The 13228-nt window shown below is 68.4% G+C and carries 15 protein-coding genes and 1 tRNA gene; 3 read left to right on the forward strand and 13 right to left on the reverse strand.

Annotated features, from left to right (window positions below; all coding sequences use genetic code 11):
- Positions 1-103 precede the first annotated feature (103 nt).
- A tRNA-Thr gene (locus L0P92_RS34625) sits at positions 104-180 on the forward strand.
- 44 nt (positions 181-224) lie between these two features.
- On the opposite strand, the gene L0P92_RS34630 is transcribed toward L0P92_RS34625, so the two are convergent.
- The 12 genes from L0P92_RS34630 to L0P92_RS34685 form a co-directional block, all read right to left on the reverse strand.
- Positions 225-1622: a tyrosine-type recombinase/integrase gene (locus L0P92_RS34630; protein ID WP_234767017.1), complete on the reverse strand. Its 1398-nt coding sequence runs from the start codon at positions 1620-1622 to the stop codon at positions 225-227.
- A 63-nt stretch (positions 1623-1685) separates the two neighbouring features.
- Positions 1686-1889, reverse strand: coding sequence for a helix-turn-helix domain-containing protein (locus tag L0P92_RS34635; RefSeq protein ID WP_234767018.1), 204 nt, complete (start codon positions 1887-1889; stop codon positions 1686-1688).
- A 170-nt stretch (positions 1890-2059) separates the two neighbouring features.
- Positions 2060-3220, reverse strand: a complete 1161-nt coding sequence (locus L0P92_RS34640) for a DUF3631 domain-containing protein (protein WP_234767019.1) — start codon at positions 3218-3220, stop codon at positions 2060-2062.
- A gap of 211 nt (positions 3221-3431) precedes the next feature.
- Positions 3432-4331, reverse strand: a complete 900-nt coding sequence (locus tag L0P92_RS34645) for a bifunctional DNA primase/polymerase (RefSeq protein WP_234767020.1) — start codon at positions 4329-4331, stop codon at positions 3432-3434.
- On the reverse strand, positions 4328-5059 hold the full coding sequence (locus tag L0P92_RS34650; protein WP_234767021.1) for a class I SAM-dependent methyltransferase: 732 nt from the start codon (positions 5057-5059) through the stop codon (positions 4328-4330). The genes L0P92_RS34645 and L0P92_RS34650 overlap by 4 nt, the downstream gene beginning before the upstream one ends.
- A gap of 91 nt (positions 5060-5150) precedes the next feature.
- Complete coding sequence (locus L0P92_RS34655) at positions 5151-5477, reverse strand: hypothetical protein (protein WP_234767022.1); 327 nt, start codon at positions 5475-5477, stop codon at positions 5151-5153.
- 45 nt (positions 5478-5522) lie between these two features.
- Complete coding sequence (locus tag L0P92_RS34660; protein WP_234767023.1) at positions 5523-7310, reverse strand: MarR family transcriptional regulator; 1788 nt, start codon at positions 7308-7310, stop codon at positions 5523-5525.
- 263 nt (positions 7311-7573) lie between these two features.
- Positions 7574-7930, reverse strand: coding sequence for a DUF6251 family protein (locus L0P92_RS34665; RefSeq protein ID WP_234767024.1), 357 nt, complete (start codon positions 7928-7930; stop codon positions 7574-7576).
- Positions 7900-8271: an RRQRL motif-containing zinc-binding protein gene (locus L0P92_RS34670; RefSeq protein WP_234767025.1), complete on the reverse strand. Its 372-nt coding sequence runs from the start codon at positions 8269-8271 to the stop codon at positions 7900-7902. The genes L0P92_RS34665 and L0P92_RS34670 overlap by 31 nt, the downstream gene beginning before the upstream one ends.
- On the reverse strand, positions 8271-9161 hold the full coding sequence (locus L0P92_RS34675; protein ID WP_234767026.1) for a DUF2637 domain-containing protein: 891 nt from the start codon (positions 9159-9161) through the stop codon (positions 8271-8273). The genes L0P92_RS34670 and L0P92_RS34675 overlap by 1 nt, the downstream gene beginning before the upstream one ends.
- The gene (locus L0P92_RS34680) at positions 9158-9421 is read right to left on the reverse strand and encodes a DUF6284 family protein (RefSeq protein WP_234767027.1); all 264 of its coding nucleotides are present in this window, start codon (positions 9419-9421) and stop codon (positions 9158-9160) included. Before L0P92_RS34680 ends, L0P92_RS34675 begins: the two co-directional genes overlap by 4 nt.
- Before the next feature lie 421 nt (positions 9422-9842).
- Complete coding sequence (locus tag L0P92_RS34685; RefSeq protein ID WP_234767028.1) at positions 9843-10619, reverse strand: GntR family transcriptional regulator; 777 nt, start codon at positions 10617-10619, stop codon at positions 9843-9845.
- Between the two features lie 57 nt (positions 10620-10676).
- Between L0P92_RS34685 and L0P92_RS34690 the strand changes: the two genes are divergently transcribed.
- On the forward strand, positions 10677-11105 hold the full coding sequence (locus L0P92_RS34690; RefSeq protein ID WP_234767029.1) for an NUDIX hydrolase: 429 nt from the start codon (positions 10677-10679) through the stop codon (positions 11103-11105).
- Between the two features lie 104 nt (positions 11106-11209).
- Positions 11210-11374: a hypothetical protein gene (locus L0P92_RS34695; RefSeq protein WP_234767030.1), complete on the forward strand. Its 165-nt coding sequence runs from the start codon at positions 11210-11212 to the stop codon at positions 11372-11374.
- Positions 11375-11551: 177 nt separating this feature from the next.
- On the opposite strand, the gene L0P92_RS34700 is transcribed toward L0P92_RS34695, so the two are convergent.
- Positions 11552-12337, reverse strand: a complete 786-nt coding sequence (locus L0P92_RS34700) for a DUF3800 domain-containing protein (protein WP_234767031.1) — start codon at positions 12335-12337, stop codon at positions 11552-11554.
- Between the last annotated feature and the right edge of the window lie 891 nt (positions 12338-13228).

The raw sequence follows: 13228 nt of genomic DNA on the forward strand, positions 1-13228 counted from the left end.
GCCCGAGCGGGTCCGGGAGGGTTCGGGAGGGGCTGGTACGGAGCACCTCGGAAACTGTGTAGACTTACCGACGTTGCTGATCGCACCATAGTGCGGACGGCGCGCCGCCTTAGCTCAGATGGCCAGAGCAACGCACTCGTAATGCGTAGGTCTCGGGTTCGAATCCCGAAGGCGGCTCCACTCGAACCCCAGGCCGGATTAGCTCCGACCTGGGGTTTTGTCGTTCAGCGGACGCGGCGACGACGCCGGGCGCGCGCCGCACGGGTATCGGCGGTCTCAGTTCTGGTCTCAGTGGGGCCCGGAGTCGGCGCTGAGGGCGCGGGTACGAAGAACTCGCCCATGCGCCGCATGGCGTCCTTCGACAGGTGAGATCGGCCCTTCACGTACCTACGGGTCTGGCTGATCTGGGTGTGCCGCAGGATCTCCATGATCGTGGGCATGTCGACGCCGAGCTCATTCAGGATCGTGCCGGCGGTGTGGCGGCTCCCGTCGTACAGGCGGCGGTCATCGATCCCGGCCTCCTTGAGCAGCTCCTTGAACTCCTCGTAGTCGGCGCGCGGGTCGAGCGGGCGCCCATCCGGCCGTGAGAACACGACGTCGTGCTCTTGCCACAGTTCCCCGGCGGCGGCCCGCATCTCCTCCTGCTGGGCCCTGTGGTCGTGCAGGAAGGGGATGAAGACGGGTGGGATCGGGACGGCGTTCCGGCTCTTCTTGGTCTTGGGGCGGGTGAAGACGAGTCCGCCCTCCTTGCGTTCCGGGCAGGCGCTCGCGTGCCTCGTGCAGGTCTTGGCGCACGGCTTTGGGCAGCCGCGCTTGTAGCCCTTGTGAGTGGTGCAGTCCGGCGGGCACGGCTCGAAGCGGTGCAGGCGGGCCCCGCAGGCGTGCGGGTCGTCGCATCCGTGTCGCCAGGTGAGGCGCTGTAGCTGCCACTCCGGGCGGAACAGCTCCGCTTCCAGGTCGACGTACGACCACCGCAGGCCGAGCGTCTCGCCCTGCCGGAACCCCATGCCGACACCGACGATCCATCGCATGAAGGTAGGTCGCTTCGAGGCGGCTTCAAGGAACGCCTTGGCCTCCGCCTTGGTGAAGGGGTTGGCCTCGGTCTCGTCGATACTCGGTGGGTCCACGAGCGTGGCGACGTTCTCACCGACGATGCGGCGGCGGTGGGCAATCTTCAGGGCGCGGGACAGGATGCGGTGCACCTTCACGACGTGCGAGGGGGCGTGACCGGCGTCGAGCATGGCCCGGTACATCCGCTCCAGGTGCTCAGGCTGCAACTTGTCGATGCGGTGCTTGCCGACGCCGGGGATGATGTCGTTGCGGGTCTTTGACCAGTAGTCGTCGAGCGAGCGCGGCTTGAGCTTCAAGCTTGCGATGTCGGTGAGGTAGGTCTCCATCCAGGCGGCGACGGTCGGCTTACGGCCTGCGGCGGGCGCGCGCCCCTGGTCGCGCAGGCGCTCCAACTCCTTGACCTTGCGCTTGATTTCGGGCTCGGTCTTGGCCCGGCGGTGGCGTCGGTCAGGGCTGCCGTCGCTCTTCACGCCCATGGTGACGCGACCGTGCCACCAACCGTCGGCGCCGAAGTAGATGGATGACTCCATGTTGGGCTTGCGGGGGCTCATGTGCTCCTCCATGCGGGAGGCGCCCCGAGCGGGATGCTCGGGGCGCCTCGTGGTGTGCTCGGGTCAGTTGGGCAGCGGGGAGAGATTCGCGACGTACGCTTCGAGGTCGGCACGCCGAATCCGGCGCGTACGGCCCAACTTGATGTACTTCAGGGCGCCTTCGGCCATCAGCTCGTAGACGGTGGAGCGGCCGATGGCGAGCGCCTCGGCAGCCTCCTCGGGCTTGTACAGGAGTCGGTCGACGGGGGCGGCAATCGCGGTGCTCATCCGGGTGCCTCCTCGGCAGGCGTCTCGGGGCCCTTCTGGGAAGTCCGCTACATCCGCTACGCCGCTACATCGCAGGTCAGCGGGGGTGCTTTTGTAGCGGAGGGGTGGCGTGTAGCGGCTACGCGTGCGCTACGGGGTAGCGGGCGTAGCCGCTACATGCTTCGGTGCCGCTACAGATTCAGGGGCTCTGAGCTGGGCTGTAGCGGTGTAGCGGCTGTAGCGGAGTCCTGGGGAGGGGGCGGGCAGTAGCGCGCCCACGCGTCCGCCAAGTCCTCCGCGTGGAAGCCCTTGAGGACTCCCCCAGCGGTGCGGATGTTGCGGGATCGGATGGGGGCGTTGTCAGCGGTCATGTACTCGCCGAGCATCCGGGCCAGGCGCCGGTTGTCGAGCGGCTTGCCGTCGAGGTCGGCCCATGGCGCGTCGTCGAGGGCGTTGAGCCGGTCGAGGATGGCGATGGTGGGCAGCTTGTCCACGCCGATCAGGACGTGGTCGCGCAGGTCGGTCAACAGCCGGATACCGAGGCTGTGTTTGTCGGTGGTCTGCGCGGCTTTGACGAGCGTCACGCACGCTCGGCGGGCTCGCTCGGGCCACTGGCCGCCGACGGCGTCCGCGATGGCCAGTAGCGGCTCCCACACGTCGGCGGGCCGGTCGGTGACTCCGTCGGGCATCTCCGGCCAGGCCCCGAGCACGAACCCTCGGGCTTGTTCCGCCCACGCGGCGAGCCGGTCACGGAGCTTGTGGCCCTCGGCTTCGTGGATGCGGGCGCGGAACGGTTCCACGCGCTCGTTGCGGGCCCGCCGGCGCATGCGGATGACGACGGAGCGGGTCAGGATCGTGTCCGGCAGGGAGCCGAGACCGGCGACTGCGACCGCGCAGTACGAGGGGAAGGCTTGGACGGTCTGGTTGCCGCCGTCTCCGATGCACCGGTAGGTGACGCCGGTACGGCGGTGTCCGGCGTTCAGGAAGCCGCGTAGATCCTCGTTGTCCCCTGCTTTGGGGCCGAAGATGGTGTCGATCTCGTCGAACAGGATCGTGGGCCGCCCGTCGGCTCCGGACACCGCGCGGAAGAGCGCGGCGGCGGACGCGTTCACGGCCACCATCGGGTGCGGCACGAGGGTTTCCACGATCTCCAATGCCCGCGACTTGCCCGATCCGGGCTCGGGGGACAGGAACGCCAGACGCGGGGTTGAGTCGAAGCAGTCGAGCAGGTGGGCGTGTGCGTCCCACAGGGCGACCGCGACGTAGGCCGCGTCGGTGGGGAAGACGTTGAAGCGACGGTGGAAGGCTTCCACCTCGTCGAGCAGCGCGGCGCCGTCGATGGGGTTGGTCATGCGGCGGCCCTTCCTTCCTGGGGGTTGCGCAGGGGGCGCACGGCGCGGCGGCCGTCGGCGCCGTGCGGGTCAGAGCAAAGAGCAGTTCGGACGCCCTGACGGGCGGCGCCTTTCGGCTCGCCCACGGCTGTCAGCGGCGCGCCCAGTACGGCGGCACCTGGGCCGGTGGGGGGTGTGGCTTGGCCTTCCAAGGGGGACCGGGGCCGGTTGTTCATGCCGCCTCCCTCGGTCGCGCTTTGCGGATGGAGCTGTCCAGAGCGCTGCGGATCGTGGCGCGGCACTCCGTCACGGTGAGTCCGCGCGCCTCTCCCGCCGCTTGGAAGGCCTCCTCTGCCACGTGCCGGGGGAGGTCGCCCCATGCGACGAATCGCCCCACCTTGAAGGCGCAGCGGTTCAGGGTGTTGTTGCGCTGCTGGGCCGGTGCGGATGCGACCACCGCGCACTCTGCTTCGAGTGCGGCCAGAGCCGCGCGGCTTCCGTCGACCGCAGGCAGGCGGAGGGGTGCTGCGGGGAGGGTGGGGGCCGGTCGCAGCAGTCGCAGCAGCCATCGGGGCAGCGGAGCAGCGGCGCGACCGTCCACGGCCTCGTAGCAGCCTGCGGGGGTGATGCTGCCTGCGGCGACCACGTATCCGCCCCATGCCCGGGTGTCGACCAGCGGCGCCACGGTGCCCGCTGTGTTGCCGAGTTGGACAACGGTTGGCGCGGTGAAGGACAGGTGTGTCCCGCCGCTCGCGGTCCGGGTGCGGTAGGTGGCCGGGATGGCGTGTCCGGCGCGCTCGCAGAGCGTCTTAAAGGTCGCCGCGCCGCTAGGCGCGTCCGAAGTGCCTTTGTCTTTGGGCATGTCGAGGTCGACGACGACCAGCCCGGACGGGCCGGTGGCGATGCCCACGTTGTACGGGGCGCGTGACCAGGTGGCCCGGATGCGGTCCGGGTCGGTGGTGGCCCGCTGCTCCCACTTGCGGTGTCCGCTCGCGCACGGCCCGGTGCGCGGGCAGGTGGCTTCCCCGTGCAGCGCCGGGCGCTTGGTGCCGGGGCGCAGGGGGAAGACGTGCCAGCCGCGTTCGGCCGCGTCCAGGGCCGCACGCATCAGGGCCTCGCTCTCGCGCCTCATGCCGCCACCTCCAGGACGGGAGTGAGCGTGGCGAGGTAGGCGCGGCCGATCCACTCGGTGTAGGCGGGCGGCAGTGCCTCACGCAGTCGAAGGTGGTCGGTGGACCAGTCGATTCGCTTGGCCCACTGGATCTCTTCGACGGTGGCCTTGCCGCCGCCCTTGCCGTATGCGGCCACGTACGGGCCGTGGTGGTACTCGCCGTGGCGGTAGCCACGCACGCGGCCTCGGTGCCTGGGGTGGGCGGGCTGTGCGGTGGTCCAGCCTCCGAGTTCGAAGTAGCGGTGCATGAGCACCCCGAGGCCGAACTGTTCCCCGCACAGCCGGATGTCCTTGCGGACCTCGGAGCCGGCCACGTTCTCGATCACGTACGGCTGGCCCGTCGCCTCCAGCGCTGCACGGGTCGGCGCGATGAGCCGGGGGTAGGTCCGGCCGATGGCCGCGTTGCGCGCCTTGTTGGTGCCCTTGGTCGGGGCGCCCTCGCCCTGGCAGGGCGGGGAGGCGTGGATGAAGTCGAATTCGTGGCCATGGGCGCGGATGTACTCGATCGCGTCGCCCTGGTGGAAGACGTGACCGCAGTAGTCCGGCTGTGCCTGATTGTCCACACCGGTGACGTGCCAGCCGAGTCGCCGGTAGCCGAAGGTGGCGCCGCCGATGCAGCAGTAGGCGTCCAGGACACGGACGGGCCGGAGGGAGGCCGGCACTCGCCGGATGTCGGTGGGTTGAGTCATGCTGGGAGATCTCCAGTTCCTTGATGGGTGACTGGCTGGGCAAGGGCGGCCCCAGGTCTTTGGCGAGATGCGGGGGCCGCCCTTGGCGTAGCTAGTCGTGTGTGCTGCGTCGCCAGGTCTGGCGGTACGGGGAGTGGCGCACCAGCCCGGCCGCGAGCAGGTCTTCGTAGTCCATGCCGGTGCAGGGGCGGCGCTGCTCGCTGCCGTTTGGCAGCGCCCACAGGACCATGCCGTCGTCGTCGCAGACGGTGCAGTCGGCGTGGTTGCTGCGGTGGTCGGCGTTGATGTACAGGCGCGTGCGGGTGCCGTCGCTGGTGGGCATGCGGCGTACGGAGGTTGCGTCGACGCTGGCGAGGACGGTTTGGGCGATGCGGGGCACGTCGGGGTGCTCGCACAGGATGCGGATCTCGAAGGACACAGGGGCTCCTGTCAGCCGTAGAAGTGAGTTCGGGCGCAGCGTGGTTCAGGCGGCGGCGGTGTCGTTGCCGCGTGCGGTGGTGAGTCGGCCGTCGGGGGTGCGGGCGACCATGCCGCCGGTGGTGAGGGTCTTGATGGCCTTGGACACGGAGCCCTTGGACAGGCCAGTGATCGTGGCCAAGTCCTTCTGGCGGACCGGGTCGTCGGCGGTCTCGATGGCCTTCAGGACGCGGGCGACGGCGCTGTCCGTGGCCGGTGCCGCGTCGGTCGCGGTGTCCTTGACGAGGGTGAGCGTCGGGGCGCCCGCGGCTTCCACCGTGGGAGCCGCTGTGCGGGACCACGGGGTGCGGTCGGGCAGGGCGATGACGACCGTCTTGTCCATGTAGCGGACCTTGACCGGGTCGGGCTTGCGCTTGCCGTCACGGACCAACGCCACGCCGGGAACCGGGAGTTCGTCGGCGTTCCAGCCCTTGGCCTGTGCGTCCTCCCCGAGCACCACGCGGGCTTCGGCCGGCGTGCGTACCGCGAGGCAGATGGAGACGCCGATCTGTGGGGCGATCTGCTTGGGGATGCCGTCGCCGATGGTGGGCTTCTGGGTCATCCACCACAGGTCGATGCAGGCCGCGCGGCCCATGCGGGCGATGGACTCCAGAGCGGGCAGCGCGGAGCGGTTGACGGTGCGGGTCTTGCCGTCGGGGGTCTCGATCTCGTAGGGGACCTTGTCGGCGGCGGTCATGACCTCGGCGCCCTCGTCGACGACGACCGTGATGCGCGGCCGGTCGGGGGTGGGGGTCCAGGTGTCCTGGCCCTTGGGCAGGATGGCCAGCCGCTCCAGCATCTCCGTCTCCAGCTCAGCGGCCACGTCGACGACCTCGTGCGGGGTGGAGGCGACGCGGGCCCGGTGGTCCCACAGGCGGCCTTCCACGCGCTTGAGGTCGATGATGACCAGCGCGTTCGACTCACCCTCGGAGGCGTCGTACAGCAGCGGCCTGGACGCCACCGACTTGCCCGCGCCGGAGCGTCCGGCGATCAGCAGCCGTTCCCCGAGCGGCACGGTGACCTGTTCGCCGGTGACGGTGTCGACGCCGAGGGAGCGCCGCTCGGGCGTCCACGTGAGGTCGTCGCCGTCGGCCGCGCTGCGGGTGCGCAGGATGAGTTCGGCCCAGCCGCCCTGCTTACCCGCCTTGATCTGCATGCGCAGGCTGGTGCGGGCGCCGAGCAGGGCGCGGATGTGGTCCTCGGCGGCGCGCAGCTTGGCCGGTGTCCATGTGCCGTCGAGGCGGACGGCGCACACGATCCCGGCTTCGGTCAGCTTCGGCCGGCCGGTCAACGTGCCCGCGAGGCCGCGCTGTTCGGCGTGCTCCTTCCAGTGCTGCGGCGTGAGCCGCTTCAGCAACGCACGCTCTTCAGCGGTGGGCTTCAGGCCGGTGGTGTCGCGCTCGCGCACCGCGATCCACACCGACAGGCCGGTGACGGCGGCGACCACGGCGATGGCCGACCACACCCATGCGCGGGTGGAGACCTGCGGCAGCCACACGTACCCGGCGATACCGAGCGCGGCGGCGGTCTTGGTGGCGAACAGCCACATCGGATCGGGCACGCGCCGCTTGGCGGTGCGCAGTTCGCGCTCTGCGCGGTGGCGCAGGGAGGTGACGCCCTCGGGGTCGATGGCGCGGGCCGTGGCGAGCGCGCGGCGAGCGTCGCGCACGAGCGGCTTGCGTTCCGCGCGCAGGGCGCGGCGGCGGTCGGCTTCCTTGCGCCACACGTCGGCGGTCCAGCGTGCGGCAGTGGCGGCGTACTGGCGGTGGGCACGCCAGACTTGACCGTGACTCACGAGTGTCCTCATTTCCGGGATCGGTGGGTTGGTGGTGACGGGCCTGCGACGGCCCGTCACCACGCGCGTGTGTTACGCGGAGTGAGCATGTTTCCGGTTTCCTGGTTTCCGAGGCGGCCCCTACGCGTGCGCGCGCGAGGACGGAAACTTCCGTCACGGAGCGTCGCGGTGGGGTCTGTGGCGGCCGAACAGGCTTCCGGGGGTCAAACCCCACCCGGAAGGGGGCTCAGGCGCTCTCAGGGACGCCTACGGCCCTGGGGTGCTCAACGGCCCTTCCGGCCGGTCCTCTTGCCGCCCTCGGAGACGGCGCGGACGACCGTGACGACGGCCCAGCCGAGCACGAGCGCGATGAACGCGAGCATCGCAAGGTTCGCGGCGATGGCGGTCAGCACGCCGACGAGTAGCGGGCCGAAGTAGACCCCGGCGGCCACCGCTCCGGCACCGACGCCGGAGCCGAGCGCGACGCGCTGCACCGTGCGGTCCGGCGGCGCCTGGTGGATGTGCACCACCTGCGGCCCGGCGGGCTGCTGAGCGGGCAGGGACGCGGGGTCGGCGTAGACGTGGCTGCCGTCCGGGAGCTGAACCACCGTCAGCGGACGGTGTGCGGGGAGCTGTTCCATGACGCACCCTCCGGGGCGTTGTCGGGAAAAGCGCAGGCAGAGCACATGCCGAGCGAGGGCGGGATGACGTATCCCGCATCCCGGCGGCACTCGGGGCAGGTGCGGCGGGCAGCGTTGGCCTTGGCCAGAGCCGCCCACCGGGCCGGGGTCATCGGACGCACCGGCTTCGCTTGGTCGATGCGGTAGAGATAGGCGACCAGCGGGCCCCGCCGTCGGCGGGGCCGTTCCAGTTGAGCGGCCACACCCTGACCACCGGGCCGTAGGCCCCGTGCGCGGAGTTGGCGGCGGGTGGCGTAGCCGTCCGGGGCAAGCCGCCACCGGTAGACGGGCAGCGCAGCCATCAGACGACCTGCAGGCCGCGTTCGGCGCGCAGGGTGTCGCGCAGGGTGCGGGCGTTTGCCGGGGAGGTGCGGACCTCACGGCGGATGCCCTCGGCGGTCAGCCTGGTGTCCGGCCAATCGGCCGTGGCCTTCCGAGCCTCATCGAGCAACTCATCCGGGGTCCGCTTCGGGCGAGGAGTGCGGGCGACCTCGGGCACACGGCCCGTGGCCCGGCGCGGACGACTCGACTCGGTAGCCACCGCACGCCTCTCGATCGGCACGGCCGGGGTCGGCTCGATCGAGGGGAGCGGCTTGGCCGGGATGGTCGACTTGATGAAGCCGACGGCCACCGGTCGGGGCAGTGCCGTGACGTTCGGGGTGATCGGTTCCGGGGCCGATACTGCGAGGTCAGACCTAGACCGATTCATCTCGGTATTGGTCGATTCCTCCGCATTCGCGTTCGGCGCTGCGATCGGGGTGGGCCGGTGGTGCAGCACCTTCGCCACGAGGTCGGAGCCGAAGTAGATCGATCCGACCGGAAGCGAGGTGGCGAGCAGCACCAGGGCCCAGTTCGCCGGGTCCCAGTCGGCCAGTCGACCCCAGTCGACCGATCGGCCGTGCAGTTCCGGGACCAGGCCGTGCACGTAGTTCAGCACGAGCGAGGCGATCGTGTAGGCGGCCAGCACTCGCAGCGCGAACGTGCGGTCCCGCCCGGCGAGCACGAGCGTCGCGATCAGGGCCAGCGCCATGAGGCCGTCGACTACGAAGGGGTAGAGCGTCGCGGCGGTGTCGTCGGCGCCGATGGCGCCCGCGATGTCCCGCAGAGCGTTCCAGGACACCCGGAAGGCCATGCCGACCACGGCGACCAGTGCGAGCACCAGGGCGGTGCGGCCCTTGCGGTGCAGGTTCATGCGGCACCGCCCGTCTGACCGGACCGGCCGTTGACCTGGTCGCGGTGCGCGGCGAGCACGCGCCGGCGGGCCCTGCGGATGCGCCGCTCGTCCAGCTCGCACGGCGTACGGTCGATGACGACGATCTGCGCGTCCAGCAACTCCATCTCCGCACGGATGACGGGCATCTCCGCCTCGATGGCGTCCAGCTCCGCATCCGTGGGCTCCATCCACGGCTCGAACGCGGTAACAGCGTCCTGAACAGTGACGATGTGGTCCATGGGTCGTGTTCTCCCTCGCAGGTGGCAACGGCCCGAACAGAGCCCCCGGTGTTCCAGCACCGGGGGCTCACGCCGTTGAAGTCGGAATCTCCGGCTCCCCTCAGCGCTGCTCGTACGAGACGAGCAGCGGAGGCAACCGGCGCGGCAAGGGCCGCGAAGGTCGATGCGCGATCCAGGCGCGCGGTCCGCCTTTTCGACTCGGGGAGGCGGGGCCCACCTATGCAGTTCTCAAGCAACGACCGGCGCGGGGCCCCTCGTAGTGGCGAGCCATCCCGGACCGAGGTGGCGCTGCATACAACAGCACCTGCACTCTTGCACTCATGTGCATGAGTGACATGTAAGAGAGTGCCTAACTCATGTACATGAGTCAACCCGCCGCGCGAAATTGCTGCGGCGGGCCGGGGTACAGGAGGAGGGCTCTTCAGTCGTCCGCAGGGATGCGGTACTCCAAAACGAACTGGTCAGCGGCCATGAACGTGTCGCAGACCTCGATGACCCGACCCGCCTCAGATTCTGCGTTGCGGGTCAGATGGATGATCGGTGAGCCGGGGCTCAGGCTCAGCGCGGCAATCTCCTGCTTGGTGGCGAGCCGTACGCGTACGGTCTCCGACAGCTCCTTGAGGACGTGCCCGTGCTCTTCCAGCCGGGCGTAGATGCCACCGCCACCAGGGTTCTCCTCGAACAGTTCTGGGATGTCCTTGGCGATGTCCCACGGAAGGTAGGAGGTGGCTTCTTCGGTGGGGATGCCATCGCTGAAGTAGAGGCGGCGCCGCGCCAGAACCTTCGCGCCGGCCGGAACCGACAGTCGCTCTGCGATCTCCTCGGGCGCGTCGATCGGTCCGACGTACAGGACGCTCACGCTAGGCGTACTACCCGCTTGCTCTGCCTCCGCGAGGTACGCGGCCTTGCCCGCCGTGCGATGCGACCGACGGAACCTGTCAGAGGATTTCCGGCGCACCGGAGGGCGCCGCTTCACATAGGAGCCCTTGCCGTGACGGGTCTCGATGAGCCCTGTGGCGCGCAGCTCAGCGAACGCCTTGCGAACCGTTCCTTGGGAGGCGGCGTACTTCTCCATAAGGTCGGATTCGCTGGGTAGCTGCTCTCCTGGGGGGAGGTCCTTCCCCTTGATCTGCTGAACAAGATCGTCAGCGATCTGGAGATACTTCGGCTTTCCCGAGTCTCTGGTGGACGTGGCCATGTCCTACTGTTCCTCCTAGGGTCCTGTACATAAGCAACGCTACTCGGAGGCGTACCAATGCCGCTTCACTCGGTCTCGGTCGCTGGCGTTGTCGTGCGCGACGACGGTCGTGTCCTCGCGATCCGCCGTGCCGACAACGGCACGTGGGAGCCTCCGGGGGGAGTTCTTGAACTAGACGAACGGCCTGAGGACGGAGCTGTGCGGGAGGTGCTCGAAGAGACAGGCATCCGCGTCTCCATTGAGCGGCTGACGGGCGTCTACAAGAACATGAGCCGGGGGGTCGTGGCCCTGGTCTTCCGGTGCCGACAGATCGGCGGAGTGGAGCGCACGTCCAGCGAGTCGACTGCTGTTGGATGGCTGACTCCTGAAGAGGTGGAGAAGAGGATGAGCGAGGTCTACGCGGTGCGTGTGCTCGACGCCTTGGAGCCGGCCGGTGCTCCCCACATCCGTGCGCACGACGGGCGTCATCTGCTCGAATCGGCATAGCGGAGCGTTCCAGCCATTCCATTTGGTGTGCGCTTGACCGGCGAGCAGTAGAGGTAGCTACCCGGGGTCATGACGGCATCGATCAAGGGGTGGCTATGCCTGGTGTGAACGAGAACATGGCCGATAGCCGGTCGGCGAAGGCGACCGACTACGACCAAGAGAACGCAGTCGGGTGGGGCCTGGCGGCGGTTTCGAGTGCGCTCCTGGAGGTTGCGGCTGCCATCCGTGAGGCTGGCAGCGATGTCGCCAGCGCGCTACGGGAGCGTTGAGGAGCTTGACTTGGCTGGTGCGGATTCCGTATCGGACAGTGGACTACACCTTGTGAGTGACCGCACCTGCGTACGGGTTTCCTCATGATGAGCCCTGCCGTACGGTGGACGTAAGGGCTGACCCGGAGCTCATGCTCCGGCTAGGCACTTTCCGCCCCCCAGGATTCCTGGGGGGCCTTAACGTTTGCGGACGACGACGCCGGGCGCAGGGCCGCCAGCCACACCGTTGGTCTCCCGGCGCATGGCATCCCCCAACTCAAGCCACATCTCCTTTGGGCATACGCGTGCCACCCCCGCGCTCGGGGGGATGAAGGATCGGAATCCTGCGTATGCCACGAGGTCAGCGAACTGAATGAGATACGAGTGGTCAGAGCGTCTGGGAACCGGATCGTCGACCAACATCCGCGCAGGGACTTTGAGTGATCCTGTGCCGTAGAAGCTCCCCGCGGTCATGTACCGCCGGGCTCGCCGGACCAGACGCCGCACGTGATCGTTTTCTCCCTCGTCATGGAAGATCATCACTGGTTCCCCGGTAGCGGAGCTGGCGCGCTCAAGCCGTTGGAGGAGTGTGATCCAGGCGAGTTCGAAGCAGTTGGAGTCGCGGAGATCGTTCTCTCGTTTGTCGATCACAATGGCGAACGCCTTGGCCCGCATCTCGCTGAGTACGCGCATGTGGGCTCGATAGATGACATAGCGGGCGCTAGGCGCGAGGCCAAGATCGCGGATTGAACCGCTGTTACGGAGAAGGAAGTTGGCCTTCAGTTCGGAGCGCATGAGGATGCCGAAGCGGTCTCTGATGCGACGGCGAAACGCTACAGCCTCATCGAACGATGCAGCCCAGTCCTGCGAGTTGAGCAGCACACAGCCGAGTGTGTAGGTCACGGTGCCGCCCTTAGCGACCGCGCCAGTGTTGCCCGACTCGTCAATGTAGGCCAATAGCACATCAACATCATGCAGCAGCACTACGTGGCTGCTCTACGGGTTTCGCGCGGTTGATCCTCTTCGGGTAACAGTGCGGTCCTTTGGTGTCATGTAGGCCTCGGAACCAGGGTTGCGGCGAGTTGCTGGGCGGTCTCAGTCCTGGTCTCGATCGTCCAAAGATCCACCGGAGTCCACGCTCTTCCGCAGGTGTCCAGCATCAGGTGTGACCTGCCATTTCGGCTTCTCAGCGGATGGTTGCGGACGCCAGCGGACCACAGTCGGACAACTCGTAATGCGTAGGTCTCGGGTTCGAATCCCGAAGGCGGCTCCAAGGTGAACCGCAGGTCAGACCTCTGACCTGCGGTTTCTTCTTTTTCTTGACCTTGGAATGTGTCTGCCGAGGGTCTTTCGAGGCTGCGCATGGAATGCGTAGGTCAGAGGGAGGACTCCCGGACGCCCTGAGCGGCGTCTGAGGTGAGGTCTGCTTTGTGGCCAGGCCACAATGCGGGAGGCTGGGCACATTGGTTTGCACAGCGGGACCCGATCGGGCCTGCGGATGCAGTAGGCCTTCAATCGCACTGGCTAAGAACGCGCCCGAGTCATGGAGTGCGACGGTCTGTGGGGGGCGCTTCTGGAGGTCCCCGAACTGCCCCCGGCACCAGCAGTCGGCGGTGGCGTTCGGTCAGCGTGCTGTTCCGTCAGAGCGGTGGAGACGTGCCCCGTCGGCCCTTCCACTTCTGTTCGGGTGGCGATTGTCCTGGATGACGGAGCTAGGGGAAACCTTTTTCGAGGAATATTTCCTTCAAATTCCTTCCTTTAAGGGGTGGTTGGGGCAGATGAGATCTTGATGAGCACTGCGAGCGGCCTTAGGTTCCTCCCCTGCTGAGCTGTGCCAGAGTTCGGGGGGGGCGGGGTTTGTGATCCGGCGTGGGG

Source organism: Streptomyces muensis (genome assembly GCF_021474425.1).
In the GTDB taxonomy this organism is placed as follows: Bacteria; Actinomycetota; Actinomycetes; order Streptomycetales; family Streptomycetaceae; genus Streptomyces; species Streptomyces muensis.